Source organism: Paenibacillus sp. NPDC057967 (assembly GCF_042887015.1).
GTDB lineage: Bacteria > Bacillota > Bacilli > Paenibacillales > Paenibacillaceae > Pristimantibacillus.
Genome location: NZ_JBHVQB010000002.1, coordinates 504,095 through 531,040 on the forward strand (window position 1 = coordinate 504,095; position 26,946 = coordinate 531,040).

Below are 26,946 nucleotides of genomic sequence, written 5' to 3' on the forward strand. Positions count from 1 at the left end.
TGTATAAGCAGGGATCGAGTTGACGAGATAACCGAGGAATCAGGCGATGAACGGGTCCGAGTCATCCGTTCGCTTCGTGTGGCGACTTGGTTTTTTTGTTGCGGCAAAAAAGGAGAACTAAAGTGCGATTTAAGCTTGCTTAGGAGGGGAAAAGGTGGCGATACGTCTTATTGTAAGCGATTTGGATGGCACGCTGTTGTCGCCTGATCATCAGTTGACGAACCCGGTCAAGGAAGCCGTAGCGGCATTCACAAGCCAGGGAGGACTATTCACTTTCGCTACGGGCAGGCCGCTGCTGACGGCTGCTCCGTTTGAGAGGGAGTTGGCACTGGGACTGCCTTATATCTTGTGCAACGGCTCCGTTATTGCGCAAAAGGGTGAGGTGATGGAGTCGGCATCCTTCCTGGCAGAAGACGTCTACGCGCTGCTTGCGGATGCAAGGCAAGCCGGCCTCGATGCGTTCCTGTTCCGGGAGGATGGGGTATTCGTCTTCCGCTCGTCGGAGGCGGTCCGCCGCTATGAAGAGAAGGAGCAAATCGGCTGCATGCTGCTGAATGAACATGACAATGAGTGGAGGGAGAGTTACGTTCAGAAGGTTATTTTAATCGGAGATATGCCGATTATTCGCCAAGTGTGGGCGTTGCATGAATCTGCTCATGCCCGCTTTGCCTCCTTCCAGTCGGAGGCGGACTACTGGGAGATTATAACGAGTGGACAAAGCAAAGGGACGGCCTTGCGCAGAATCGCGGAACGGCTGAACATCAAGCGCGAGGAAATAATGACGCTTGGCAATCAGCTTAACGATCTGGACATGCTTCAATATGCCGGGATTGGTGTAGCCGTTGCCAATGCGCATGAAGAGCTGAAAGCTGCTGCCGATTATGTCTGCAAGCGGGGTTATGGCGAAGGAGTCGCAGAAGCGATGGCCAAATTCTGTCTGTAGGATGACGGACGATGCGACTGTAGTCTGGCATCGTTATCTACCAATGTCGTAACTCAAAATACAGCCTCCGACCGTAACGAAGCCGCTGTTCCTTCTGTAAAGTTGAACTATCAGATTTTACAGGAGGAATGGTCAGGGTGAAGGATCAACCGTTATGGTTTAAAGGCGAGAAATGGACGGTCATTACGGGGCTTCTAGGAATCGCGTTGGCGCTCGTGTGCGGCTTGGGCGCGCTTCTGCTTGGCACGGACGAAACGCCGGGCTCCGGCATGGCCAAAGCTTTTTCATTCAATGCGGCGCTTGGCATCTTCTTGCTGTCAACGGCCGCTGTCAGTCCCTATTCGGGTATGGGCCGAAAGAGCAGAGCCTTCTTCCGCTGGTCTTACATTGCGCTAGCGCTATTCTCTTATTTCGCAGAGACAGTTCAGCATATCCGCGGAGTTAATCCCCGGTTCGTAACGGACGGCTCCGCTTTTGACCTTGCGGTCGCGAATAGCTTTGGAATGGTCGCCATGCTGCTGGCCGTTTTTTATTTGGGCTTTGCGGCGGCGTTTTTCCGGAAGCGTGCCTCGCAGCTGCAGCCAAGCGTCGTATTGAGTGTTCGATATGCTATGGCCGCTGTTATGTTTTCTTTTGTAGGCGGCTTCTGCATCTCCATCAACGGAGGCAGATTCATCGGTCTGGAGGGCAATTTAATTTGGTTCCATGGGTTAGGTTTTCACGCCCTGCAGGTTCTTCCGGTTATAGCATGGCTTGTCGTGAGGGGTGCGATGTCAGCGCGCTTGCAGCGAACGCTGATTCATATTGCCGGGGTGTCGTTCATCGGCGGTCTGCTGGCAATCGGCTTGCAAACCTTGCAGGAGAGGACACTGATGGAATGGTCGTTGCTGCCGCTTGCGGCGCTGGCCTTTTTCATTGTGACGACAGCGGCGGGCTTGCGGGCATCTGTCGAAGCGGTTCGTTCGAAGAAGGGGGAAAGCACGCTCGCCGGATAGGGCTTTGCCCTGTACGTTCTCTTGCCTGCTGCCGTGAAAATAGGGTTCTTCCCAACCGATTGATCTTATTTTACAATGACGGTAGCTCTAGGAACGGAATGAACAGGGGAGGACTCTCTACGTGAAAAGCAAGGCAGTGGTATGGTTGGAGCTGTTAGGGGTGTCGACGAAGCTCGGGCTGACTTCCTTCGGTGGGCCTATCGCCCACTTAGGTTATTTTCATGAAGAATATGTGCGCCGAAGGAAGTGGATTGGCGAGCAGGAATATGCGGAGCTGGTTGCGTTATGCCAGTTCCTCCCCGGCCCGGCAAGCAGCCAGGTCGGTATCGGCATTGGGCTGAAACGGGGCGGGCTGCTCGGCGGGGTGTTGTCATTCATCGGTTTTACGTGGCCCTCTGTACTGGCGCTGATGCTCTTCGGATGGTACATGCAAGCATCGGGAATGGACGGGAGCGGATGGCTGCACGGGCTAAAGCTTGTGGCAGTTGCGATTGTCGCGCATGCCATCCTGGGCATGGGCCAGAAGCTGGCCTCGGGGCGGCTGCTGGCGACGATAGCTGTTGTGTCAGCGGCATCAGCCTTGCTCTGGCCGACTGCCTTCACCCAGATTGTCATTATTGCGCTGGCAGGAGCGGCAGGGATATGGCTATGCCGGGATCAGCCGGACCAAGCCGGAGCAATCAAGCAGGGGGAGACGGCGCAGGAGTGGCATGCACCGCTGTCTCGACGCTTCGGCATCATCTGCTTGCTGTTATTCGCTGGCATGCTGCTTATTCTGCCATTGCTGCGGGATACGGGGAGCATGATGGCGATGGCCGACAGCTTCTATCGCTCAGGCTCTCTTGTATTCGGGGGCGGGCATGTAGTGCTCCCGTTGCTGGAGGATGAGATCGCAGGACGTGGCTGGGTGAACACCGAGCAGTTTCTGGCCGGATACGGCGCGGCTCAAGCTGTGCCGGGTCCGCTCTTCACGTTCGCGGCTTATCTTGGGAGCGTTATGGCAGGGCCTCTAGGCGCGGCAATTGCTACGATCGCGATCTTCCTGCCGGCTTTCCTGTTGGTCGCGGGCGCGCTTCCCTTCTGGGATACGCTTCGTGGGATGCCGCTGGCGCGCCGGGCGCTTGCTGGTGTCAATGCGGCAGTCGTCGGCTTGCTGCTTGCCGCATTCTATGACCCGATCTGGACGAGCGCCATAGGCTCGACGCAGGACGTTGCTTTCGCCGCGATCCTGTTTGTTCTGCTTTCTTATTGGAAGCTGCCGCCATGGGTAATTGTCATGCTGGGCGCCGCTGGCGGAGCGCTTGGTATCGGAGGATAACAGTCAATTGGAGTTGCCTAAGCCCCACTATGAGGTCATGTATGCCATCTTGCGCGCCTGTCTGCTTACGGCCAGTGTCGTTCTCATCATCATATAAAACATAAAGGTATCTCTTCTGGGCAAACAGCCCGCAAGAGATACCTTTTGCTTGTCTATTTTGTCACAAATTAGTAGATGGAAAAAAGCAACAAATATAAGCCCAGCAGCGTTAGGAATAAGACGGGCAGCGTCAGGATGATGCCGACCTTGAAATAGTAGCCCCATGTAATCCGCATGCCTTTTCTGGATAAAACATGGAGCCATAAGAGCGTCGCCAGCGATCCGATAGGGGTCATCTTGGGACCCAGGTCGGAGCCGATGACATTGGCATAGATCATGGCCTCGCGTAGCGCCCCGCTAGCCGTTACGCCTTCAATGGCTAGAGCGTCAATCATGACCGTCGGCAGATTGTTCATGATGGAGGAGAGGAACGCGGCGCAGAAGCCGACCACCATCGTAGCGGCGAACAAACCTTGATCGACAGCCCACTGGAACAAGGCTCCAAGCTGATCTGTCAATCCGACGTTGCGAAGCCCGTAGACGACGACGTACATACCGACGGAGAACACCACGATGGACCATGGCGCTTTCGCTAACACTTCACGTGTGCGGACAGCTTCGCTGTTGCGAGCGGCGATCAGCAACACAATCGCAGCAGTACCGATTATTGCGGAAATCGGCACCGGGATATATTCGCTTGCCAGATAAGCGGCAAGGAGCAAGGCGAGAACATACCAGGACAGGGTGAATAGCCGCTTATCCTTGATCGCCTCGCGCGGTTCTTTCATGCCGCTTCTATTATAGCTCTGGGGAATGCTCTTGCGGAAGAACAGGTAAAGCACCAGCAAGCTGGATAAGATGGCGAATAGCGTCGGGACAATCATACGGCTGGCATACTCCATGAACCCAATACCGAAGAAATCGGCCGACAGGATGTTCACCAGATTACTGATGACGAGCGGGAGCGAGGCCGTATCCGAGATGAATCCGCCCGCCATGACAAAGGGCAGCACCATCCGTTCATCGAATTGCAGCGCTCTGACCATAGCCAGCACAATCGGCGTCAGAATAAGCACGGCTCCGTCATTGGCGAAGAAGATGGATACGCCTGCTCCCAGCAGAATGGTATAGACGAATAACCTGCGGCCGCTGCCGCCTGATATTCTGGCGACGTGCAGCGCCGCCCATTCAAAAAATCCGTTCTCGTCAAGCAGCAGCGATATGATCATAATGGCGATTAGCGCGAGTGTAGCGTTCCAGACGATAGCGGTAACATCCCAGACGTCTTGCAGCGTGACTACGCCCAGCAGAAGGGCGATTGCAGCGCCGCCTGCTGCCGAATAGCCGATATTCAATCCCTTCGGCTGCCAAATGACAAACGTGATAGTTAGTACAAATATTCCTAGTGCGAGCAGCATGCAATAATGGCCTCCCCGAATCTCAACGACTCATTATAGCGGGCTGCAAATAGGATTGGCAATCACCAGCAAACAAATTTTTTCAACGTGCAACACATCTTTCCAATTGTCTTCATGCGTGGTATAAATGGTAGTGACATCATTCGACATCTACACATTTTCAGGTGAAAAGAGGCTTGTAGTACGATTATGAATCCCGAATTAAACACTTCCTCGCAGACAGCTAAGCGGTCTGCGCGAGCGAAAAAAGCACCCTACTCCAAGCTTCGAAAAGCTAGATACGGGTATTATGGCATTGCATTTGGATTGCTGTTTTTCATACTGGCACAATTTGCGGCAAGCTATATGGTGAAGCTGGATACCGTGTACAAGCATCGATTGAATTACGATATGTTCCTCGCCGATTCCAAGGTGATGGGTATCGCTGTTGAAGAGCTTGCCCGTCATATTAAGGATGAGGGCTTGACCGACTATGCAATACTGATCGGCAATTCCGTAGCTTGGGGCACGAATGAAAGCTCGGACCATTCCTTGGGAAGATACTTGTCCGATTCCGCGACAGCCGACGGAGAAGGCAAGCTGCAGGCCGTATTCAATCTGTCGGCGCCGTCGATGATGGCGGGTGACGCATACACGCTGCTTCTAATGCTCGACGAACATGGCATCAAGACGGATAACGTCATGATCGGACTAACGTACTCCTCCTTCGTAGGGGGAAATCCGGGCGTGAGGAAGGTGTTCTGGCTGGGCGATGATTTGAAAAAAGAAGATCCGGCTGTATTCCAGAAGGTGCTTCCGCATCTGGAAGCGACCGGCTATAAAAATGTGACGGGCTGGAAGGAAACGGAGCATAACGCGATCGCTGCACTCTCAAAATGGGTGCCGGTTATCCATTATAAAACGGTAATTCCGGAATCCATCAAGCAAATGGGCAAGGATAGCGACTTGATGGGCGATCCGCGCGCATGGAACGAAAAGCAATTTTCGGAGAACTGGATTACGTCGCAGCAATATTTGAATTTCTTTAATCCGGAGCCATTCGATATGTCGGAGGCCAATTGGAGCGTTTACTTCATGAATCGGATCGCCGAGCATCAACAAGGGAAGCGGCTTTTTGTATTTGTAGCAGGAAGCAACGGTGAGCTGTCCAAGAAGGAAGTCACACATCCCGGCTATATCGCCAATACGGAAAAAATCGATATCTATCTATCGGAGCTTGGCGGGGAATATGTCATGCTGCAGGATCGTATTGATCCGGACTTATTTACCGATCATGTTCATCTGACCAAAGAAGGCAATCAACTGCTTGCCCGTATCATTTGGGACGCCTGGACGGGCAAGGAGGCCTAATCATGTTATTTAATTCACCGACATTTCTCATATTCCTGGCCGTCGTCTTTGGTTTGTATTATGCATTGCCTCGCGGAAGAATGGTCATCCTTGCGCTGGCGAACGCTGCATTCTATGCGTATGCAGGGTTTGGCTACTTCCTGTTGTTCGGCGCAATTGTAGCGTCTGTGTACTTTATATCCAAAGGACTGCATGGTCCAAGAGGGAAGCTTGCGCTTGGGCTGGGATTGGCCGTTGTGCTTGCGAATCTGTTGTTCTTCAAATATTCGATGTTCCTGCTGGAGAATATCGAGAGCATGCTGGGGATGACCTTCTCTCTGCAAGGAACGGCGTTCGACGACCGCAGTATTGCGCTGCCGATCGGCATCTCCTTCTACTCGTTCCAGCTCATTGCTTATCTGGTCGATGTGCACAGAGGACAGCTGAAGCCTAGCCGCTCGTTATTGGAGTTTTGGGTCTTTATCTCCTTGTTTGCACATTCTGCGGCAGGTCCCATTCTGCGGGGCAATGACTTTATTCCGCAGCTGCGCAAGATCAGCTCCATCTTGTTCCGCGCGCCTCGCGTGAAGCTGGGTCTGGCGTTCATCCTGCTTGGCCTGTTCAAGAAAGTGGTCATCGTCGAGCAGGTCGCGCCGTATGTGAATGACTATTTCTCCAAAGCGCAGACGCTTACCGGAGTCGAGTCATGGATTGCTTCCTATTTATTCGCATTCCAGATTTACTTCGATTTCTCGGCATATAGCGAAATGGCGGTCGGTATCGGCTTCCTGCTGGGCTTGCGCCTGGATCTGAACTTCAAGACGCCTTACCTAAGCGCGAGTCCGGCCGAGTTCTGGAGAAGATGGCATATTACGCTGTCGCAATGGATTCGCGACTATATCTTTATTCCGCTGGGCGGCTCGCGAGTAAAGAACTGGCGCATATATGCCAACCTCATTGCCGCGATGACGATATCAGGCATCTGGCATGGCGCAGCCTGGACCTTCGTAATCTGGGGCCTCTATCACGGCCTGCTGTCCGCGGGGCATCGCATGTACGCCAAGGGCATCGCTCGTCTAGGCTGGAAGAAGGCGCTGGACAACAAGCTGTACAAAGTGTTTGCGATCTTCGTCTTCTTCCATTTGACTGTAGTCGGCTGGGTATTCTTCCGAGCGAATAGCTGGTCTGACGCCGTCTACATGCTGAAGAAGATGACGATGCTGGACGGCGTGCAGTTTACGAAGGCGCATCTGCTGCTGCTCGCGGTTGCAGCGGGATTGTATGTGCTTCATATTATGGAATATATCGTCGTATCCCGATTCAAGAAATGGTCGCTGGCTTGGCAGTTTAGCGTGCCTTCCATTGTACGGGGCGCGGTATATGCGGTTATTGCCATTGTGCTTCTCTTCTTGTTGATGAAGGGTGAATCAAGCAGCTTTATCTACTTCCAGTTCTAGCGGCTTTCATAAACTGCTTTTCTATAGGTATAGATCTCTCTCAATATGAAAGACTAGAGAGTGGGGGAGCAACCTAGGAAAGGAGCGAAGCCGATGGAATTCACACTTGGCGCGGACGAAGTCGTTCGCCGGATTAAGCAGCTGCAAACGAGCGGAGGATCTACCAGCAAGAAGCTGGTTAAGCAGAGTGATCCTGAATTAATGCGGAATGCGCTGTTCTATTTTCCTAGCTGGGATCATGCCCTTAAGAATGCGGCTCAGCTGTAACCAGCAGACCCATGCTATAGATACACGATAAGAACCTGAGATGAAACCATGTCCCTGCAGCCGCATGCTGTACGGACATGGTTTTTTGTATTTTTTAACTATAGTCAAATGTAGAATGGCGCATTCCGCTTGAATAGAGATACAATCATCGCAATAGAGGTATGTGAAAGGAGAGGCTAAGAAAGCCTATGAATATACGACAATTGCCGTTAACCGTATCGGGATTGGCGCGGGACTTTGAAGAGCTCGGGTTGAAACCCGGCATGTCGCTCATCGTTCACGCTTCACTGAAATCGACCAATCGCTGGATCGTAGGAGGGCCTTCCGCCGTTGTGCTAGCGCTGGAGCATGCGCTGGGGCCACAGGGAACGCTTGTGATGCCGACGCACACGTCGGATCTGTCAGAGCCTTCGGATTGGCAGAATCCGCCCGTCCCTGAATCCTGGTGGCCTATTATCCGGGAGGAAATGCCGCCGTTCGAAGCAGACCTGACGCCATCCAGGCGTATGGGTCAACTGGCAGAATGCTTCCGCAAACAGGATGGGACGCTGAGAAGCTCGCATCCTCAAGTGTCGTTCGCCGCTCGCGGTCAGCATGCACGCCGAATAACAGAGTATCATACCTTAGCGGACAGTCTGGGCGAGCAGTCGCCGCTGGCCAAGCTGTATGAGTTGGACGGCTGGGTCATGCTGCTGGGCGTAGGCTACAATCGGAATACCTCAATGCACTTGTCGGAGCATAGAGGGGAGTACGAGACCAAGCAATATCGGCAGCAAGGAGCGCCATGCCTTGTGAACGGTCAGCGTGAATGGACGGTATATCAGGATCTGGATTATGATTCGGATGACTTCGATGCCATCGGAGAAGCGTTCGAGCAGGAATATGGGGGTGCGGTTCGTGCAGGGAAAGTCGGAGATGCAGACGTGCGGCTTATGCCGATCCGCAGCTTGGTTGATTATGGGGTAGAGTGGATAGAGAAGCATCGCAACATTAAGAGCTGAAAGCGGACAGCGCAGACAGCTTCCGGAACTGATCTGCGCTCATATAGATAAGTCTGTTCTCCATGTAGTAGTCTCCGGGGGCTTCATGGCCGTTCTGGAGGACGCTCCCGCTCTCCAGCAAGAGGGAGAAGTTCATGCCATCTACGGTCAGATCGATCGTATTCGTTTCCCGGTTATAGGTTAGCTCTCCCCCGTATTTATTTACCAGCTCATGGAGCGGCGTATAGGCGGAATGATTCGCGGATGCCAGCTTGAATGCGGATTGGGATTGAGCCGATAGGATCGGCGCTGCGATAGGCGCATGCTCCGGCGCAGGGGGACTGGCCAGTGCGCCGTAGAACGTGACGGCAGCCAGCAGGATCAGGATCGTGTTACGGATTGGCAGCTTCATTGCTAACTCCTCCTCATCACGGATGTCGGAACAGACTTAGTGTAATGGACGATTGTGAAGGGAATGTCAAGCCGATATGAAGGTTTGTTAAAATCGCGTTGCTGCTCATAGCTAGAAAAAAGAACCGAAGACCGGAGCTGATGCCGCCGTTTTCGGTTCTTTCATTAAGAGGTTGCTTTCAGTTCCTTCTGAGATTGCGCTGCGGTCGCAGGCGCTGTCGCCATCTTGCTGCTGCCGTTGAACACGCCGCCGGATTCAATAATGAGCGATTGAGCTGTAATGTTGCCATTCAAGACGCCTGTGGCGCAGATGGTCAGCTTGCCTCTCGCTTCGACGTCACCGTTCAATTGGCCGGCAAGCACCAGGTCCCGAGCTGTGATGTTGGAGTTGGCCACGCCGTTCTCTCCGACAATGACATCCCCGCTCGACATAATGTCTCCGATGATGCTGCCTTCAATGCGAATGCTGGCCTCGGACTTGATCTTGCCTTCGAAGATCGTGCCTTCGCCGATGAGCGTATCCGTTGTATCCGGATTGATTTTTCCGCTTCCCGATTTGCTACTTTTGAACATGATCACTTTTCCTCTCTGTCTTCTTTTAGATAAGGCATAGGGTCGACATGCTCGCCGCCTACGATTACCTCGTAATGAAGATGGGGGCCTGTGCTTCGGCCCGTGTTGCCAAGCTCGCCGATGAGATCGCCTTTCTTCACCTTATCGCCAACCTCGACCAGCCGCTTGTTCAGATGCAGATAGCGGGTCTCAATGCCGCGGCCGTGATCGATGATGATGTTGTTGCCATGCGGATACGTTCTCTCTGACAAGGTAATGACCCCGTCTGCCGCAGCATAGATCGGGTCGCCGCGATTGCCGCCCAGATCCAGGCCGGAATGTACGGCTGCGCGTCCCGTGAAGGGATCGCGGCGAACACCGAAGGTAGATGTGATTTTACGGGAATCCGCGGGCCATATCGTCGGTGTAATCTCCAGAATGCGCTGGTGCTTGAGGAGTGCGTCCTTCGTTGCTTCCAGACTTGGCTTTAGCTCGTCCATCTGCGTGGACATGATGGACAAGTCCTGGAGCGTCTCCGCCGCAAGCGTATCATTCACATCCGGGGGCAAGAGAAGCTCTTCACCGCCTTGGCCGCCTTCCTCAATGGTTACATCCGATGAGATCCGAACCTCGGGTTCCTGAATGCCCGCAATCTCCTTCAACTGAAGCTCAAGCTCGGTAATTTCGGACATTTTGCTCTCGACATGCTTGGCTTGAGCGGACAAGGCGGATACGTCGGACTCCAGCGCCGCGATCAGGTCTTCACGTTCCTTCAGTTGCTCCTCATAACCCGACTCGGAGAGGGACAGCTGATGCAACACATTGTTGAGATGGCTGGCCTTTCCCGAAAATAATACAATGAACAGGGCTGCGCATATCGCCAGCAGTATGATAAGGGCGGGTATGAGTACGATGATAAGTCCAGGCACGCTGTAGCGCTGGACAGATTGATTCGCGTCCGGTATAACGACGAACGTGAATCGCTTCGACATCCACTTCATGTTTTTCCTCCTACATTTTCCAATACGTCTTCAACTTCCTCCTATTCGACATGTCTCCAAAAAAATCCTTTATTTCGAGCGATTATGCCGCAGAATTATCGGAATGCCGGGAAATATGGGGTCTTCTATGACTTTTGAACGATATTTACGTCGGGCTCGCCGCATGATACGCTAGTTGAAAAAGAAGCCTCGTACGGTATTAAAACCAGGATAGAAACAGGGGCAGGGACAGGAGCGAGACAGGCATGCTGAAGTGGGATGGACATACACACACCAGGTTTTGTTATCATGGCAGCGATGCGGCCCAGGAGCTGTATCTGGATCGAGCGATCGAGCTAGGATTCGAGCGCTATACCATTAGCGAGCATCCTCCGCTGCCGCAAGGCTGGATTGCGGATCATGATATATGGGACGAGCTGGCGATGCCGGAGGAGGAGCTTCCGCTCTACATGGCCTATATGCAAGAGATGAAACGGGCTTACGAGGGCAAGATCGAGGTTGCGGCCGGATTGGAATTTGATTATTTGCCGGGAAGGCTCGACTATACGGAACGGATGCTGGACAGATGGCAGGATGAACTGGAGGATGTGGTCTACTCCGTGCATTACTTGCCCGGTAGAGACGGCATGCGCTGTATCGACTTCAAGGCAGAGCACTTCAAGGAGCAGTTGCTCTCGTATTACGGCTCGATGGAACGGGTCGTGAATGAGTATTATGACCATGTCGAAGCGGCGATCGAATGGGCTTCAAGATTTCCGATGCGCAAACGGATCGGCCATATCAATCTGATCGAGAAGTTCCATCAGGCTTTGCCTGAGATGGATGAGAGTCTCATACGCAGCCGATTGGAGCGGATGCTGCCGCTGCTGGTAAAGTCTGGCGTAGGCATTGACGTGAATACGGCAGGGATGCGGGTGGCGACATGCGGCAAGCCGTACGTGCCGGAGTGGTTCCTGACAGAATGCGTAAAGCTGGGCATTCCATGTGTGTACGGCTCCGATTCGCATAAGCCGGAGCAGGTCGGCTTCGGATGGGAATGGTTCGAGAAGCAGATGTCGGGCCGGAGAGAGGGCTAGTCCATGGAGAAGCTTGTCATTGAACGAGTGCCCGCAGGCAGTCCCCAGCTCGCGGCATTGATCCGCGAGCTGGACCAATATCTGGAGGGCTTGTATCCGCCGGAGGATATCTTTGTCGTCGATTTCAATGACCCGAAGACGGAGGAGATGGTGTTCGTCCTTGCATATGGGGACGGCGAGCCGATTGGCTGCGCCGGTCTGCGGCAGCTGGACGGGCAGTCGGCAGAGCTGAAGCGGTTCTATGTAGATTCGCGCATGAGAAGGCATGGCGTCGCCCGTCAGCTGTACCAGTACCTGGAGCAGCAAGCGCTTATGCTTGGCTGCTCCATCATGAGGCTGGAGGCGGGCGCTCCGCAGGTAGAGGCGATCGCCTTCTATAAGAAACTTGGCTTCTACGAGATCCCCGCGTTCGGCGAATACATCGGCTGTGAATCCAGCCTCTGTATGGAGAAGAAAATCAGATAGCCCACGCTCATCACCTTATCCTGCACTCCGTTCGAAGGCGACGATCCAGTCGCCTTTGGTTGCGGCGTAGCCGGCATCGCCTTCCACGACAAGTCCATACAATCCTTTGACGTCTAGATATTCCTTGCGCGAGCCGTTATCGAACTCAAGTGTGATGTAATAATACGTGCGGGAAGAAGAGCTCGTATGGCCGATATGGTTGTTGTCATGATGATGACTGCTGTGGCTTTGAACATCCATCCGCTTGGTTACGATCCTCGCATAGGCGCTCTCCTGCGGGGCGCTTGCGTTGCGGAAGTGATTCGCCGCCGCGTACAGGATTCCTACAAATACGACGATAAAGCCAATGATAATGATGATGGGCACGGCCGTGGACATAAAATTGAATCCGCCGCCCCCGCCGGGAAATGACGGCCCAGGCCCGAAGTCTGGCATAGAGATAACCTCCTGATCTGATGGTCGGTTGTGTTTTATCGCGAACTACTTCTAATACGCTAATTTTCCATAAAGTGTTGCATTTACCTGAACCATAGATCGCGGAATCTTACCCAACCGAGCGATTCCAGCGAGATGCCTTGGACGGAAGGGTGAAAGGCCGTCTTCAAATGCTTGCGGTACAGGAACAGCAGGGAATGCCGCTTGATCAGCTCATCCTCCATCTCCATGAACAGACCCATTCTGACGGAGGCGTCCGGCTCGCCGAGTATGCGTTGCAGCGCATCTCCCAGAACAGCACCCGTAGCGTGATCCATATGCTGCATCATGCTTTTGTACAAATCGATCAGACGCAGCTCGCGATGTTCGTCGAGCATGATCGCGAATAGCAGCAGATCTGCGGACATCCGCTCCTTGCCCTTGAACTGCTCGGCGGCGATGAGATGAATCTGCAGATTAATGCCTGCTTTGCCCAGCATCTCTTGGATCAAGGCGGCGTCATGTTCATATTGGGGTATGGTCGTCAGGACGAGCGGCTGGCCGTTATAGCCGCATTCTCGCAGCATGGTGCTGCATGTCAGCAGGTAGTCAGCCTCATCCGTGACGATCCGGCCGCCATCTGCTGTCGGTCGGAACCAGAAGCTGGTAGCTTCTTCGATGACATCGCCGGACAATCGCCTGAGCAGTTCTGTCCGATGGATGGCATAATCAAGCGCTGAACGGAATGCCGCATTCGCTAGCGGCCCGGTCTTCAGTTCATTCACCGTCAGAAATTTGCATGTCGTGCCGGATTGCCGGACCTGCTCCCATTCGCCGCCGGCCATGCCTTCAATCCGGACATTGTGCATGACCTGAAATTGGCGCAGCTCCTCCATATCCTCTTCCTTGCGGTCCGCATCAGCGGGCATCGTCCAAACTTCCACACGATCAAGGAACGGGCGCTCCTGAAAGTAGGAGGGGAATGCCTCTAGTATCCATATGCCATGGCTGCTGCTTGAGAGTCTGAATGGACCGGTGCCTACAACGGCGCCGCTTGCCTGCCCGAATGCATCTCCAATCTGCTCGCATAGATCTTCAGGCACGATCGAGGCCCGGTTCGTGGAGAGAAACGACAGAAATGCTTCATTACGCGTCTTGAGCCGGAAGCGGATGGTCAGGTCATCCGGCGTATCGATATGCTCAATCCCGTTGTACACCCAGCTATATAGTCCGTTCGGCGCGAGCCGATGCAGGCGGTAGAGCGTATATTTCACATCCCAGGAGGTCATCTCGCGGCCATGGTGGAAGAAGACGCCTTTGCGCAGGAAGAAGGTCCATTCTGTCCGTGATTCATTGGTCTCCCACGCATGGGCGAGATGCGGGAGCACGGCGTCGCCTCTGACATCCATCCGTACCAGTCCGTCAAAGAGCTGGTTCACCAGATGGGATTCCCCGACATAATGGATGCGGGCAGGGTCCAGGCTGTCGATCTTGCCGGGCATCGGGAAGCGCAGCGTGTCGGTGCGCCGTTCGCCTTCTACAACGGTCTGGAAGCCGAATTGGCCAGACAGCCATTGCTGGAACCGGCCGACCAAAGCCGCGCCCCGCGGCTGGAGAAGCTGCAGCGCCGATTGCAGATCGCCCCGTAGCGCAAGCTCCTCGGCCTCCTCGAGCATGAGAGAATCGAGCGGCTTCGCGAAGGTGAGCAGAGAGCGGTTCCCTCTGCCGCGCCTGGCGGCCCATTCGATCCATTCTTCCTGTACCATTCGCTTAAGCAGAAGCACCATGTTACGATGAGTGCAATCCAGCTTCTCGGCAAGCTCGGCTGTCGTCACTTCAAGAGGAACTCCGTCAGTCGCTTGCGGATAGGATTCTCTCAGGATGAAATAATGTCTTCGAATTTTCACTTGAACCTCCGCTATACGCAAAATATGAAATTCTGCAATAGAAAGTTGCACTTTTTGTTCTTATTTTATAGGTTACAATAAAAGGGAGTTCATTACAAAGGGAGGTTATGGGCGATGAGAGATCCCGCGCCATGGCAGAGGCGATACAATAACATGTGGATACTATCGATCCTTCTCGGCGTGCTCGGACAATATTTGTTCGTGGGACGCCCGGCCGGCGTGTCCGTACCGATATTCGTCGCGTTGTTCTATGTCTTGTTTTTCTATGCGATGAAAGGAAGAATGGGGGGCTTCGACCGCTGGAGAGGGCAATCGAGAATGGGATGGTTCCTATTCGCGCCAATTGCACTGCTATCCATGACGTTCGTTCTATATGCGAATGAACTCTTCCGGTTTCTTAATCCCATTGTGATGTTTATATTGATTGTAGCCCAGACCATGCTTCTGGCGCGCGGCGGCTCGCAGCCGTGGCATCGTCCCAGATTTGTCCTGGAGCATATTAAGCAATGGCTCGTTACGCCTTTCGCCCATCTGACAGCACCGTTTAATACGATGTCGGACTGGGTGAACAGCAGAAGGGATACGAACAAAGCGAGATCGGTAGCAGGCAAAGTCGGCTTCGGCCTTATGCTGGCGGCTCCGCTCTTATTTGTGGTTGTTCTGCTGCTTGCATCGGCTGATGGCATCTTTATGTCCTGGGTGAACAAGCTGGGCACATTATTCGCGGGCGACTCTATCGACAGTGTTGTGAGCAGGATCATCTTTACATGCTGCTTATCGATATATGTGTTTTGCTATTTGTGGGGACTGCTGTTCCAGAAGCGAAAGGCTGTAGATATGAGCGCTGCGGAGCTGACTCCAGACGGGGAACCGAAGCTGCGTCCCGGGGTGGAGCGGGAGAAGGTCGATCCAATATCGGCAGCTACCGTGCTCGTGTGCGTCAACGTAGTTTATGTCTTGTTTGCCGCGATCCAGTTTACGTACTTGTTCGGAGCAGCAGAAGGTTTGCTTCCTGGAGGCACGGCCTATGCGGAATATGCGCGCAGGGGCTTCTCGGAGCTGGTCATTGTCTCGCTGATTAATATAGGCATTCTGCTGGTTGGCCTGCATTTCATCGGCAAAGGCAGCATGTTGTTCGAGCGTTTGCGCCAAGTGATGCTCAGCGTCTTGATGGGCTGTACGCTCGTGATGCTGATCTCGGCCTACAGCCGTCTATCGATGTATGAAGAGGTCTATGGCTATACGGAGCTGCGCCTGCTGGTCCACGGATTTATGATTTTCCTTGGGGTGCTTATGGCGGTAGCATTCGTCCGGATCTGGTACACAAGGTTCTCATTAGCGAAAATATATATTGCTTTAGCCATAACTTCGTACGTAATAATGAATTTCGCGAACATTGACGCCCGTATTGCCGTCAATAACATTGCACGGTTTGAGGAGACAGGGAAAATCGATATGTATTATCTTGGGACGTTGTCCGCCGATGCCGCTCCAGCTATTGTGAAACTGTGGGAGAAGCATCCGGAATATACGCAGCTGGAGAGTATTCTTAAGGGGTACGAGGGAGAAGCGCAGAGGCGGAACCATTGGCAATCGTGGAACCTGTCTTATCATCGTCAATTACCGTGATAAAGGAGTGAAAGAGGAGGTGGAGAGATGAGCAGAACAAAGAGATGGTTGCTTATCTATTTGCCTGCTGCCATTGTACTGTGCATTTACTTTCTGTACGCGCAAAACAATTCAATCGTCGTAACGACCTATAAGGTCGCAAGCGACAAGCTGCCGGACGGCTTCGATTCGTACCGCATCGTGCAGCTGTCCGATCTTCAGAGCAAGGAGTTCGGCAAGGAGCAGCGTCCGCTGATCCGCAAGGTGCAGAAGCTGGAGCCCGATATCATCGTGGTGACAGGCGACCTCGTAGACCGGAATCATTATGACGGCGAGGCCAGCTTCAGATTGATGGAGGGCATGGCGAAGATTGCACCGGTTTACTTCGCGAGGGGCAATCATGAACAGGGAGCTGAGGAATACTCTTCGGATTTAGAGGAGCGCCTGCTTGCGCTTGGCGTCCACATTATGAAGAACGCTCATGAGGATATTCCGCTTGGAGATGGCGAATTCCGGTTGATTGGAGTAGATGATCCTACGTATAACCACAAGGGCGACGGCGATGCGGACAAGATGAATGCCCATCTGACCGAAGCTCTAGCGGATGCGGACGGCTCCGATCTTTTCACAGTGCTCCTGTCCCATCGCACGGAGCTGTTCCCGGTCTATGCGGAGAATGGAATCGACCTGAGCTTGACGGGACATGCCCATGGCGGCCAGATTCGTGTTCCGTTCAAGGGCGGCGTGTTCGCACCAGGCCAAGGCATGTGGCCTGCTTGGACAGAGGGCATGCACGAGATTGGCGACAGTGCGATGATCGTCAACCGCGGCCTCGGCAATAGCCGCTTCCCGCTTCGTTTATTCAATCAGCCCGAGATTGTGCTGGTGGAGTTGACCCCGCAAGCGGCGGGGTAGAGAGCGACGGGAACAATTGCCGGGAAAAGAGGCGAATGACCTGTAGGAATCGCCAATTCGTCCGTTCTATCATCCGCATACGCTAGCGTATATGGCGTAATAGATGAATAGAGAAGGCGGATGATCTTATGCCCTGTTGCCTCGGAAATGTGCAGATCTTCAGGAATGAAGGTACGATAATATTCGGGAATATACGGCAGTACGCACCCAGCACCAATACGGTAGCGACGGAGACTCCCGAAGAAGCAGATGAAGAAAATGAGGGAGAAAGCACGGCGAGCGTATCGAGACGAAGGCGCGAGATGCGCAAGTCCCGCGCTCGCCGTGCAAAGGCAACACTGTATAGAAGCAAAAAGGGACCCGCTGCAACGGGCAGCGGGCCAAAAAGTTTATATTATAAAAAAGGGGGTCGAGTTCTATTATATGCCCCTTTCATTAATGGAGGATGAACGTAATATTTCAGTTTCGTTACAAATGTTGGGCAGGCCTTCCACTTGCCGTATTTGTAAGGTGAAAAAAGTTCGATCCCCGAACGGAAACATCGCCTATTAGGATTCAGTGCTTATGCAAAAAGAGGACCCTTGATCTATTCAAGGGTCCTCTTTTTGTTGTTTACCGCAGGGTCATATATCTAAAATGGCGATCATTCAGATTAAGGCTGAACGTGTCAGAAAATAACAGAAAAAAATCAATTGAATGCAAAATAGCGCTATGATATAATCGATAGCGTCATTGACAAATTAAATCAAGTGTGTATCCAGTTTTATTCCCACTTTAATTGTACATCTTGAACTTTGTTTTGTCAATGCTCTTTTCAAAATCCATAAAAAGGAAAAAGGAGAGTGTTCAGAGAGATGGAAGCGAAGGTTTGGCAGCAGGAACAGGAGCGGCTGAAGCGGGTCAGGAACAACCTCCAAGCGAGAATCACTGAACTGGAGCCGGAGGTTGCCGGACTGAGCGATCAGGCTACAGATATCCGCAAGCGGTTTTGGGAAGAAGTGACGATTAACACAAGCACATACGAAGATTTCGAAGAGAGCTTCTACTCGATTAATCAGCAGTCCGCCATATTGGCCGAGCGGGAGCGCGGCCACAAGCTGCTGATGCAGCAATGGAAAAACATGAACCGTCTGCTCCCGTCTCCGTATTTTGGACGCATAGACTTTCAGGAGGATAGCCTTGGCCTCAGCGAACAAATCTATATTGGCGTTTCTTCCTTCGTTGACGAAGACGGATTGAGCTTCTTGATCTATGACTGGCGTACGCCAATCGCGAGCATGTACTACGACTGCTCTCCCGGTCCGGCGTCTTATGTGACGCCATCCGGAGAAATCGAAGGGACGATGGAGCTCAAACGGCAGTATCAGATTCAAAACGGTCAAATCCGCAACATGTTTGACGCGAGCGAAACGATTGGGGATGAATTGCTGCAGCAAGTGCTCGGCAAAGGTGCAAACTCGCAGATGAAGAGTATCGTGGCCACGATCCAGAAGGAGCAGAACGCCATCATCCGCAATGACACAAGCCGGATGCTGATCGTACAAGGGGCGGCCGGCAGCGGCAAAACTTCTGCGGCCTTGCAGCGGGTGGCTTACCTGCTGTACAAACATCGCCAAACGATTAAAGCTGATGGGATCGTGCTTTTTTCACCAAATACGATGTTTGCCAGTTATATCTCTACCGTCCTTCCGGAGCTCGGCGAAGAGAATATGCAGCAGACGACGTTTCAAGAATATCTCGACTATTGGTTAGGTTCCTCGCTGCAGCCGGAGGACCCCTTTGATCAGATGGAATATGTACTGACTGCACAAGGAGAGCCATCGTATGAAGCTCGGCTTCAAGGGATGAAATACAAGTCATCCGAAGCTTTCCTGCAAGACCTGCAGAGCTATGGGAATTGGCTGGGGCAGAAAGGCATGCGCTTCAACGGCATTCGCTTTCGGAACCGCAATCTGATTACGGCAGAGCAAATGCGGACGAAATTTTACGAGTATGAACGTACCCTGCCGTTGTTTAATCGAATCGCTCTGTTGCAGGAATGGCTGCTGAATGAACTGGCCTCGCTGGAGCGCAAGGAACGGGAAGCGCCTTGGGTAGAAGAAGAGTTGAATTATCTCGACGCCGATCAGTATGCGGAGGCCTTCCAAACGCTGCATAAAGAGAAGGAGCTATTCGACCTTACGGAGCATTTCACCTCTGTTCGCGAGAAGCTGACCAACAAGCGCCGGGAAGATGAAGCCGACTTTGACTTCGCTTCGAAAGAAGAGGAGCTGCTTCGCCGCATGGTGGCGAAAGAAAGCTTCAAACCGCTTAGGAAAGCCGTGAGGAAGTTCTCGTTTGTAGATGTCAAAGGCATATACAGCCAATTGTTCAAGGGTGAGGTCGCTTATCGCGAGAGGACCAATACGGCAGAGCTTCCTGATTTATGGCCTGACATCTGCAAGCAAACCAGAGAAAGGCTGGATCAGCAAGCTTTATTTTATGAGGATGCGACTCCTTATTTGTACTTGAAGGAGCTAATCGAAGGCGTTCGGACGAACACGGAGATTCGGCATGTTTTTGTCGATGAGGGACAGGACTATTCGCCGTTCCAATATGAGTATCTGAAAAAGCTGTTTCCCCGTGCCCGGATGACGGTGCTCGGCGATTTCGGGCAGGCGATCTACATGCAGGCTACAAGCTTGGACTCGCCCGATTCGCCGCTCGTTCGTCTTTTTGGCAAGGATGAAACCAGCCTGGTCCGCTTGCTGCGCAGCTATCGTTCGACGAGAGAAATTGTTGAATTTACAAAATCGATGCTTCCGGGAGGGGAAGAAATAGAACCGTTCGATCGGAGAGGCCGGAAGCCACTACTGTTCCAACTGGACGGCAGGGGGAAGCGTGATGAGCAAATGGCGGCAGATATCGCTTCGCTCAAGGCGGAAGGCTACGACTCCATCGCCATCATTACGAAGACCGCAGCCGAAAGCCGGGAGGTCTATGAATCGCTGCGGATTCATGGCGTCGAAGCTTTGCAACTCATTACGAAGGAAACGCCGGACTTTGAGAAAGGCGTAATGGTCATTCCTGTGTATCTCGCCAAGGGCGTAGAGTTTGATGCCGTCCTGGTCTGTGATGCTTCTCTCGAAGCTTACGGACGAGATAACGAGCGGAAGCTTCTGTATACGGCATGTACGCGGGCGATGCACCGGCTTCATCTATATACGACGGGCGATTGGTCGCCATTCGTGCAGACATTGCCTGCGGATTTGTATGAGCAAGCAACGCATTAATCATTTTACCCATATCAAGCTCGCTGAGCAGAAAGCAGGGATCTATGTCCACTCCTACGCAAACCAAACCGGCGGCAGCCGGCGGGGACGGCTTCTCGTTGAAAGCGATTCTGCCTCCGCTTATCGCGATTATTGCTGGCATGATCATGGTGATTCTCGACAGCACTGTCGTCAATAATGCTATTCCGAAGCTCGTAGATTACTTCGACACCGATTTGAAGACGATCCAATGGACCGTCACCGGCTATACGCTGGCTCTATCCGCCGTTATCCCGCTTGCAGGCTGGATGACCGATAAATTCGGCTCCAAGCACATTTTTATAACGACGATTGCTCTGTTCACGATCGGCTCCGTCCTGTGCGGAATTGCGCAAACGCCGGAACAGCTGATCCTATTCCGTATTATTCAAGGCTTGGGCGGCGGGATGGTAGGCCCGATCGGGATGGCGATGGTGTTCAAGCTCGCGCCCCCAGAGCGCCGCGGATCGATCATGGGCGTACTCGGCATTCCATTGCTGGTAGCACCGGCGTTCGGTCCGGTGCTGTCCGGCTGGCTGGTCGATTCGGTCAGCTGGCACTGGATTTTCTTCATTAATCTGCCGATCGGCATTATCGCTTTTATTCTTGGGTACAAATATTTGCCGAAATCCGACCGCCAAGCGGCGCCGCATCTGGACATCGTGGGCATGTGCCTCGCACCAGTCGCATTCTCCATGCTGGCATACGGTGTAAGCGAAGGCGGCACAAGCTGGTCTAGCGTATCGACGATCACAGGCTTGAGCGTTGGCGGCGTGGCGCTCATCCTCTTTATCATTGTGGAGCTGAGGCAGAAGCAGCCGCTGCTGGAGCTGAAAGTATTCAAGTCGTCGGACTTTACTCGCAGCATCATTTTGACGTGGGTCGTTCAGCTCGCTCTGTTCGGGGCCATGCTGATCGTGCCGCTGTATCTGCAAGGCGTCATGCATTACTCTGCGCTGGAAGCGGGCTTGATCCTGATGCCTTATGCGCTCTGTGCGGCAATAGGCATGCCAATCAGCGGCCGGCTGTTCGACAAGATTGGGGCTCGCCCGCTCGCCATTGCCGGATTTACCGTAGTATCCGTCGCCTTGTATATTCTATCTGGTATCTCGGTGGATACCCCGTTATGGAAGATTATCGCGTGCATCTGCATGATGGGTCTTGGCATGGGGTTCTCCATGATGCCGCTCAACACGCATGTCCTGAACGCTGCGCCTCGTCATCTGGTGGGCCGCGTTACACCGCTGACCACAGCCGCTCAGCAAGTCGTCGTCTCATTTGCGGTTGCGGGCTTGACGGGTTATCTAACGTCGCAAATTGCCTCCCATGCCGCAAGTGCGGGAGCAGACGCCAATCCGCTGACCGCCGTCGTCGCGGGCTACGGCGATACGTTCTTCCTGTCCGCGTGCCTCGTGACCGCGGCTGTTGCATTATCACTCCTTCTGCGCAAGCCGAAGCCGCAGGAAGAAGCAAGAGTCGCGGGCGTGGACAATCCGGACCCCGCGATTATGGGGCATTAATCGCGTACCGGATCTCATTCGCTCGTATGCAAAAAGCCTTGGCCATTAGTCGGCCAAGGCTCCTTTGCTGATCAGGTTACTTTATTTGTCCGAACCACATTTAACGGAAAAAAGCGTTTATTTTCGGTTCCTGACGATAGGATGTGACGGTCAGTTCTTTGCTTTCGTCCAAGGAGGCGAAGAAGACGTCTTCTATTCGGAGGTTCATTTTGTTAAGCTTATGCTCCAGCCAGTCCTCAGTAAGCTGAAGAGCGCCAAGCGTGAGCAGCTGAGGCCTTCCTTCTTTAATGACCGCGTAGGAGAGTCCGAGTGTTCCGTTCGGAACGCCGAGCATAGAAGGCGTCGCTTCTTGATGGATCGCTTTCTTCAGCACGCTTAACTCGCCATTGCCCTCCAGTATCGCCACCTCAACCAGTGCGGCATCAAATACGCCTTGTTCCCTCAGCATCCGCAAAATATCGTCCACGCTATATTGGAGCTTGCGAAGGTTGGAGCGAAGGAACTGGCCGTCTTTCAATACGACGACGGGCTCGAACGTCATCCACTTCCCGAACTTGCCGCTTTTGATCAGCAAATAGGAAAACAGCTTCTGCATGATGGCAATGGCTATGATCGCTACGGCGGTATGGATATGCTGGACCTTCGGATCGGCAATATCGGCGCCCACCACAGAGCCGAGCGACAAGAAGATCAGGAAGTCGAAGACAGGGAGCTGTCCGATCGAACGTCTGCCCATAAACAAGGTGATGGCCAGGAGCAACGGATAGATGGTATAGATGCGGCCGATCACGAGCAGCGAATCTTTGAGAATAGCCAGCTTGCATCCCTCCCGTAGGGCAATATGGAACGGGGCATTCTCCACCCATTCCCAGAATAAGGTGCTCATCGGGGATGGGAAATATGCACAGACGAGAGGCGATTGCGGTCTATGAAAAAAAGAACAGGCTGCCCGGAGCGGGAAGACTCCAGGCAGCCTGTGATGGGTTACAGCAACGCTTTCCATTGAGCGATCTGCTTCTCTAATTGCGAGATAATATCGTCAATTTCGTGCGGGAACAGCACTCCGCCGTTTGTTTTATCGAGCGCGATGAGCTGATTCGCAAGCTCATCCTGCCGCTTCAGCTGCGTCTGCAATTGCGCTAGCAATTCGGCAGGCTGCGCGCTGGCGGATGGGGCCGCGGCTTGTGCTGCTGGCGCAGTGACTGAATTTGCAGTAGTCTCCGCTTGTCCTGTGGGAGCCGGGCTGGCAGGAGCGGCCGGTTTGTTCTCTGGCGGCGTCACGCTAGGTGCTGCGCTTGAAGCATCGGATTGGGAGCTTGGGGCTGCTGGCTTCTGCGGCTTCGGCTCCTCTTGCTGGCGGGCGCGTTCCTTCCGGTTCTGCTCATACACCGACCAGGTCTCGATAAGGCCTGGCCCTGACTTCAGCAGCAGCTTTTCTTTGGTGTTGTCCGAGATGGTCTTGTCCTTGAACAGCTTCGCAATCTTCTTCACGTCGCTGACGGGAAGCTCGTCACGGGCGGCAATGAGCGCCAGCGGATCACGGTGCTCCATAGGCAGATCCTTCAGCGGCATGAGCTGATCTTCCGTTAGCTTGTCCTTGCGGATCTCGATACCGCTGACGATCAGTTTTTTTACGGCATTGCTGAATTTCAGCAGCTCGCATTTATTTTTAATATAGCTTTCCGGCTTCCCGAGCTTGGCTGCCAAAAACTTCAGCGAGCTGCGGAATCTGGAATCATTCATAAGTTTATCGAAAGCTTCCGCTTCTTCTATCGGCGAGAAGCCTTCACGGGTCAGGTTCTCTGCGATTTGCTCCAGATAGATTTCCATTTCATCGGTCGTATTGGATACGATGCAAGGAATCGTGGCGCGTCCAAGGCGTTCAGTCGCTTTGTAGCGTCTGTTCCCATATATGATTTTGTAGCGTCCGTCAGCGGTTGTTCTTACTTTGATCGGAGACAGCAAGCCAAGCTCCTCAATACTGCGCATGAGCTCTTGCAGGGCTTCCTCGTCGAATTGGTATCGGGGCTGGTCTTGGTCTTCATCAATTAGTGCAATCGGAAGTTCAATGATATCCACGTTCATTCTCCTTCGTATCTGTCATTCTCGTATGGAGACGTCCGAGTGGGACGACCCTATTATATACCAGGAAGGGCTGGACATGTAGAAGAAATTGGACCCGGAATGATGGATTTGTAAAAAAGTGTAACAATTTCAAGATTTGTTCCGTCTACTAGGCTGCAAGCATCACTAAGAGCATAAGGAGAAGATGGATGAATCGACAAATGATCTTGATGGCGCTGGTATCTGCCGTTATTATATTGCTTCTGATTATTCCGGCTCTAGAGAGACCGAGGGATGAGCAGCAGCTTGTAGTGAATGACACAAAAGCTCCGGTTTCTATAGATATTGCACCAGAACAGGTAACGCTGCCTCCGTCAGATATCGTAGGGGAGGGAGGTAACCAAGACCCCATTCCGCCGCTGAACGCCTACCTGCAACCAGCGATAGGCGGCATCCGTTTGGTACTGGATAAAGGCAAAGCCCTAAATGCCAGCAGTGTAGCTGAAGATGCGCTAGGGGATATTTCCGTTCATGTGGTGGAACGGGAGATAGACTCCGGCGATTCCGAACTGGGCTGGGTGAAGCGGTATGACCTGGCTGTCGTGAGGCCGAATTCCGCCAAGTTGGATATATACCCTTTGTACATGGAGGAAGTTGGAACAGGTCACTATTACTATCCTAAGGTCAAGATTTTGAACGAGCATGAAGTGATGTTTATTAGACGGCTGAAAGAAGGGGAGATCATACAATACCAGCTTGTTGTCGTTCAATTAGGTAGTGGAAATTTCCATACGCTGCCGCCCTTTTGGAAGGTTCATCCCGATAGTGATGAAGAACGTGACTTTCTGCTGAGTGCCCACTATGAATGGAATGAGGACGGACATGTAGTTGAGGTCATGCTGACGAGCTATGAAGGCAAGAGATGGCAGATGGACATGGAAGCATTCAAGCTTATTGGGCATAGAGGTCAGACCTATCCTGCGACGGGTGATGCCGGCAGCGGTGGCCCGTCCAGGCCGCTCATGAATCCGACACCTGACCTGGAGAGATTCGCCTACTCTTTTACGGGGAAGGACCCTATCTTTGTAAGCAACCACTTTATGGTCGCGGATTCGAAAAGCGGCAAGGTGCTTAAGTTGTTCAGTATAGACGATACGATGCAGTTGTCGGATTCCGGACTGGTATGGAATAAAGAGAGCACCCGTTTTTTTCTGGAATATGCGAAGAAAGGCGATGAAATGGGGGTCTGGTATGACAGCGGCCCGGTTGTTTTCGCGCAGCAAATCGCTTTCTATGATTCGAACGGAGAGAGGTCGCGTGTGCTTCATGCCGCGAAAGGAGAGAGGCTCAGCATTTATAATTGGCTGGATGAGCATCGCTTGCTGGTAGAGAGCTACCGCCCAGTTCAGAGGACGAGCGGAGGCTGGAGCAAGGGAGATATCGTCTATAAAGAATACGATTTGCGTACAGGGAAGCTAACAGCCTACCGCAAGGAGCAGGACGCAGGCAAGCTGGCGAATGGGGAGACGGTAACCCTCAGGATGGCTGGAGGGACCTATGATTCCAAGGCATTCGTGTATGTCGACCATAAGAATATGAAGATATGGACACCCGATGTGAAAGGGCGGACGCATCAGAGCGGCGGGCAGCTCTATATCGACGTCTCCGATGCTGACATGCAACAGCGCATTTTTGAATGGGATGATGAGGCTAAGTCACTCCGTCTGGTATATAGCACAAGCTCGTCAGAACAACAGCTGCGCCAGGCGCTCGGAGACTGGCTCATGCTGGAGGATCGTGGGGAAAGCTCGTTCCTTTTCTTCAATACGAAGCCAGAACCGGAACTCAATGATGAAGGGTTGCCCATTCTCTCGGGTGAGCTTGTTCGTCTCAGAGGTAATGAGTGGTGGAACGAAAACAGCGACACTCTGATTAGTCTTCCTGGGAATGAAAATCGCGCGCTTGGCAAGAGCCGTTACGGGACGCTGCGAATACGGTCTTCGGAATGGGAACTTGAACATTATAAGGGAGCACGGCAGTATTATGGTCGATACGATGTGGAATTCACCAATACCGCTGGCAAAAAAATCAGGCTTCCTTCTTTGGAAAAAGTGGCGTTTGAGCTAGAGCGACCTGTTGGTGAGATGAAGGTATTATCTTTTGATGGTTTTGATCTGATTTTATTGAAGACGCATCAACAACGGATCGGCAAAAGTTATGGCGAAAAGTTCACTAATGTGTACGCATACGCAGTCACTGAGAACGGTGAAGCGACGCCACTTACCTTTCGCTATGCAGGTCCTGGGGGCATTCAGTTGGCGGATACTATCGGTATGATTGATACAGAAACCGCGACAGGGACCTCGGGGCAATCGATGATACTCCAGTCGTACATGGGAGAAAAGCGTGTTGAGTTGGCTTGGAAGGCGGATGTGAAGACGAAGTCCCTTACGTTGACTGAACTGAAGGATCGGACGAGGGAAGATGAGAGCATCCGGACAGTTGTAGAACGATATGCGAATCGTCTGGAGCAGGCGCTTGGTTTGACTGATATTGCGTTGCCGGAAGGTAAAATGGATAAGGTGAAGCTGCGTTCGCTTTTCACAGAGAAGGCTTGGAACAACCCTGGCTTTCAGCGGCTCAAGACTGACTTTGTCAAGCTGGAGAAAGCAGGAACTCCGTCCCGCGCATTTGCTTGGCAGCCAATTAACGCACGGTATGACGAGTACGGCAACATTCGAGTGACGTTTACGTTCAATTTATTTTACTCGATTGGGTGGGCGGCCCATTTGGAGGCGATCTTGAAGTTGGACGAATTTGAATGGATATTTCATGACTTCGGCATGCTGGAAACCGAGTATCAGGAAGGCTACAAGGAGCTTGACAATGACCTGGGCATGAAAGGGTACAACGGACTGGTTATTCCAGATGCTCTGGAGCGCTAGGTTGGATGTATTTCGTTGCCCGCGGTTGAGGG

At 52.8% G+C, this 26,946-nt stretch carries 22 protein-coding genes; 14 read left to right on the plus strand and 8 right to left on the minus strand.

Annotated features, from left to right (window positions below):
• Window positions 1-154: 154 nt before the first annotated feature.
• The 3 genes from ACFVSO_RS06690 (at window position 155) to ACFVSO_RS06700 (ending at window position 3,256) form a co-directional block, all read left to right on the plus strand.
• A complete protein-coding gene (locus tag ACFVSO_RS06690) occupies window positions 155-943 on the plus strand; it encodes a Cof-type HAD-IIB family hydrolase (RefSeq protein ID WP_387471369.1) in 789 nt (262 codons plus the stop codon).
• Between the two features lie 137 nt (window positions 944-1,080).
• The gene (locus ACFVSO_RS06695) at window positions 1,081-1,938 is read left to right on the plus strand and encodes a hypothetical protein (RefSeq protein ID WP_387471371.1); all 858 of its coding nucleotides are present in this window, start codon (window positions 1,081-1,083) and stop codon (window positions 1,936-1,938) included.
• Between the two features lie 121 nt (window positions 1,939-2,059).
• Complete coding sequence (locus tag ACFVSO_RS06700) at window positions 2,060-3,256, plus strand: chromate transporter (protein ID WP_387471373.1); 1,197 nt, start codon at window positions 2,060-2,062, stop codon at window positions 3,254-3,256.
• Between the two features lie 167 nt (window positions 3,257-3,423).
• On the opposite strand, the gene ACFVSO_RS06705 is transcribed toward ACFVSO_RS06700, so the two are convergent.
• Window positions 3,424-4,713: an arsenic transporter gene (locus ACFVSO_RS06705; protein ID WP_387471375.1), complete on the minus strand. Its 1,290-nt coding sequence runs from the start codon at window positions 4,711-4,713 to the stop codon at window positions 3,424-3,426.
• 189 nt (window positions 4,714-4,902) lie between these two features.
• On the opposite strand from ACFVSO_RS06705, the gene ACFVSO_RS06710 reads away from it, so the two are divergent.
• From ACFVSO_RS06710 to ACFVSO_RS06725, 4 genes are all read left to right on the plus strand, one after another.
• A complete protein-coding gene (locus ACFVSO_RS06710) occupies window positions 4,903-6,063 on the plus strand; it encodes a hypothetical protein (RefSeq protein WP_387471377.1) in 1,161 nt (386 codons plus the stop codon).
• A 2-nt stretch (window positions 6,064-6,065) separates the two neighbouring features.
• A complete protein-coding gene (locus ACFVSO_RS06715; RefSeq protein WP_387471379.1) occupies window positions 6,066-7,499 on the plus strand; it encodes an MBOAT family O-acyltransferase in 1,434 nt (477 codons plus the stop codon).
• A gap of 93 nt (window positions 7,500-7,592) precedes the next feature.
• Complete coding sequence (locus tag ACFVSO_RS06720; RefSeq protein ID WP_387471381.1) at window positions 7,593-7,766, plus strand: hypothetical protein; 174 nt, start codon at window positions 7,593-7,595, stop codon at window positions 7,764-7,766.
• A 188-nt stretch (window positions 7,767-7,954) separates the two neighbouring features.
• Entirely contained in the window at window positions 7,955-8,767 is an 813-nt protein-coding gene (locus ACFVSO_RS06725; RefSeq protein WP_387471383.1) for an AAC(3) family N-acetyltransferase, read from the plus strand.
• Here the strand turns inward: ACFVSO_RS06725 and ACFVSO_RS06730 are convergent.
• From ACFVSO_RS06730 to ACFVSO_RS06740, 3 genes are all read right to left on the minus strand, one after another.
• On the minus strand, window positions 8,757-9,158 hold the full coding sequence (locus ACFVSO_RS06730) for a hypothetical protein (protein WP_387471385.1): 402 nt from the start codon (window positions 9,156-9,158) through the stop codon (window positions 8,757-8,759). The genes ACFVSO_RS06725 and ACFVSO_RS06730 overlap by 11 nt on opposite strands.
• A gap of 164 nt (window positions 9,159-9,322) precedes the next feature.
• Window positions 9,323-9,730, minus strand: a complete 408-nt coding sequence (locus ACFVSO_RS06735) for a bactofilin family protein (RefSeq protein WP_387471387.1) — start codon at window positions 9,728-9,730, stop codon at window positions 9,323-9,325.
• Between the two features lie 2 nt (window positions 9,731-9,732).
• Window positions 9,733-10,710, minus strand: coding sequence for a M23 family metallopeptidase (locus ACFVSO_RS06740; protein ID WP_387471389.1), 978 nt, complete (start codon window positions 10,708-10,710; stop codon window positions 9,733-9,735).
• A 245-nt stretch (window positions 10,711-10,955) separates the two neighbouring features.
• On the opposite strand from ACFVSO_RS06740, the gene hisJ reads away from it, so the two are divergent.
• Together hisJ and ACFVSO_RS06750 are read left to right on the plus strand one after the other, a co-directional pair.
• Window positions 10,956-11,786, plus strand: coding sequence for a histidinol-phosphatase HisJ (gene hisJ, locus ACFVSO_RS06745; protein WP_387471391.1), 831 nt, complete (start codon window positions 10,956-10,958; stop codon window positions 11,784-11,786).
• Between the two features lie 3 nt (window positions 11,787-11,789).
• A complete protein-coding gene (locus tag ACFVSO_RS06750; RefSeq protein ID WP_387471393.1) occupies window positions 11,790-12,251 on the plus strand; it encodes a GNAT family N-acetyltransferase in 462 nt (153 codons plus the stop codon).
• Between the two features lie 15 nt (window positions 12,252-12,266).
• On the opposite strand, the gene ACFVSO_RS06755 is transcribed toward ACFVSO_RS06750, so the two are convergent.
• Both ACFVSO_RS06755 and ACFVSO_RS06760 read right to left on the minus strand, forming a co-directional pair.
• Window positions 12,267-12,686, minus strand: a complete 420-nt coding sequence (locus ACFVSO_RS06755; RefSeq protein ID WP_387471395.1) for a DUF2500 domain-containing protein — start codon at window positions 12,684-12,686, stop codon at window positions 12,267-12,269.
• A gap of 83 nt (window positions 12,687-12,769) precedes the next feature.
• Window positions 12,770-14,572: an ABC transporter substrate-binding protein gene (locus tag ACFVSO_RS06760; protein WP_387471397.1), complete on the minus strand. Its 1,803-nt coding sequence runs from the start codon at window positions 14,570-14,572 to the stop codon at window positions 12,770-12,772.
• Window positions 14,573-14,686: 114 nt separating this feature from the next.
• On the opposite strand from ACFVSO_RS06760, the gene ACFVSO_RS06765 reads away from it, so the two are divergent.
• From ACFVSO_RS06765 to ACFVSO_RS06780, 4 genes are all read left to right on the plus strand, one after another.
• On the plus strand, window positions 14,687-16,201 hold the full coding sequence (locus ACFVSO_RS06765; RefSeq protein WP_387471399.1) for a DUF4153 domain-containing protein: 1,515 nt from the start codon (window positions 14,687-14,689) through the stop codon (window positions 16,199-16,201).
• Between the two features lie 27 nt (window positions 16,202-16,228).
• Window positions 16,229-17,095, plus strand: a complete 867-nt coding sequence (locus ACFVSO_RS06770) for a metallophosphoesterase (protein WP_387471401.1) — start codon at window positions 16,229-16,231, stop codon at window positions 17,093-17,095.
• Between the two features lie 854 nt (window positions 17,096-17,949).
• Window positions 17,950-20,367 (plus strand): RNA polymerase recycling motor HelD, encoded by a 2,418-nt coding sequence (gene helD, locus ACFVSO_RS06775; RefSeq protein WP_387471403.1) that lies wholly within the window; start codon window positions 17,950-17,952, stop codon window positions 20,365-20,367.
• 44 nt (window positions 20,368-20,411) lie between these two features.
• Entirely contained in the window at window positions 20,412-21,905 is a 1,494-nt protein-coding gene (locus ACFVSO_RS06780; RefSeq protein WP_387471405.1) for a DHA2 family efflux MFS transporter permease subunit, read from the plus strand.
• Between the two features lie 100 nt (window positions 21,906-22,005).
• Here the strand turns inward: ACFVSO_RS06780 and ACFVSO_RS06785 are convergent, their stop codons facing one another.
• Both ACFVSO_RS06785 and ACFVSO_RS06790 read right to left on the minus strand, forming a co-directional pair.
• On the minus strand, window positions 22,006-22,908 hold the full coding sequence (locus ACFVSO_RS06785; RefSeq protein ID WP_387471407.1) for a DUF421 domain-containing protein: 903 nt from the start codon (window positions 22,906-22,908) through the stop codon (window positions 22,006-22,008).
• Entirely contained in the window at window positions 22,890-23,990 is a 1,101-nt protein-coding gene (locus tag ACFVSO_RS06790) for a ParB/RepB/Spo0J family partition protein (protein ID WP_387471409.1), read from the minus strand. The genes ACFVSO_RS06785 and ACFVSO_RS06790 overlap by 19 nt, the downstream gene beginning before the upstream one ends.
• A gap of 188 nt (window positions 23,991-24,178) precedes the next feature.
• Here ACFVSO_RS06790 and ACFVSO_RS06795 point away from each other — a divergent pair, with 188 nt between their 5' ends.
• Window positions 24,179-26,914, plus strand: coding sequence for a hypothetical protein (locus tag ACFVSO_RS06795; RefSeq protein WP_387471411.1), 2,736 nt, complete (start codon window positions 24,179-24,181; stop codon window positions 26,912-26,914).
• The last annotated feature ends 32 nt before the right edge of the window (window positions 26,915-26,946 follow it).

Bases quoted from the DNA above. Each gene is read 5' to 3' on its own strand.
- ACFVSO_RS06705 (WP_387471375.1), bottom strand. From the start codon at position 4,713: ATGCTGCTCGCACTAGGAATATTTGTACTAACTATCACGTTTGTCATT.
- ACFVSO_RS06710 (WP_387471377.1), top strand. From the start codon at position 4,903: ATGAATCCCGAATTAAACACTTCCTCGCAGACAGCTAAGCGGTCTGCG.
- ACFVSO_RS06715 (WP_387471379.1), top strand. From the start codon at position 6,066: ATGTTATTTAATTCACCGACATTTCTCATATTCCTGGCCGTCGTCTTT.
- ACFVSO_RS06720 (WP_387471381.1), top strand. From the start codon at position 7,593: ATGGAATTCACACTTGGCGCGGACGAAGTCGTTCGCCGGATTAAGCAG.
- ACFVSO_RS06725 (WP_387471383.1), top strand. From the start codon at position 7,955: ATGAATATACGACAATTGCCGTTAACCGTATCGGGATTGGCGCGGGAC.
- ACFVSO_RS06730 (WP_387471385.1), bottom strand. From the start codon at position 9,158: ATGAAGCTGCCAATCCGTAACACGATCCTGATCCTGCTGGCTGCCGTC.
- ACFVSO_RS06735 (WP_387471387.1), bottom strand. From the start codon at position 9,730: ATGTTCAAAAGTAGCAAATCGGGAAGCGGAAAAATCAATCCGGATACA.
- ACFVSO_RS06740 (WP_387471389.1), bottom strand. From the start codon at position 10,710: ATGAAGTGGATGTCGAAGCGATTCACGTTCGTCGTTATACCGGACGCG.
- hisJ (WP_387471391.1), top strand. From the start codon at position 10,956: ATGCTGAAGTGGGATGGACATACACACACCAGGTTTTGTTATCATGGC.
- ACFVSO_RS06750 (WP_387471393.1), top strand. From the start codon at position 11,790: ATGGAGAAGCTTGTCATTGAACGAGTGCCCGCAGGCAGTCCCCAGCTC.
- ACFVSO_RS06755 (WP_387471395.1), bottom strand. From the start codon at position 12,686: ATGCCAGACTTCGGGCCTGGGCCGTCATTTCCCGGCGGGGGCGGCGGA.
- ACFVSO_RS06765 (WP_387471399.1), top strand. From the start codon at position 14,687: ATGAGAGATCCCGCGCCATGGCAGAGGCGATACAATAACATGTGGATA.
- ACFVSO_RS06770 (WP_387471401.1), top strand. From the start codon at position 16,229: ATGAGCAGAACAAAGAGATGGTTGCTTATCTATTTGCCTGCTGCCATT.
- helD (WP_387471403.1), top strand. From the start codon at position 17,950: ATGGAAGCGAAGGTTTGGCAGCAGGAACAGGAGCGGCTGAAGCGGGTC.
- ACFVSO_RS06780 (WP_387471405.1), top strand. From the start codon at position 20,412: ATGTCCACTCCTACGCAAACCAAACCGGCGGCAGCCGGCGGGGACGGC.
- ACFVSO_RS06785 (WP_387471407.1), bottom strand. From the start codon at position 22,908: ATGGAAAGCGTTGCTGTAACCCATCACAGGCTGCCTGGAGTCTTCCCG.
- ACFVSO_RS06790 (WP_387471409.1), bottom strand. From the start codon at position 23,990: ATGAACGTGGATATCATTGAACTTCCGATTGCACTAATTGATGAAGAC.
- ACFVSO_RS06795 (WP_387471411.1), top strand. From the start codon at position 24,179: ATGAATCGACAAATGATCTTGATGGCGCTGGTATCTGCCGTTATTATA.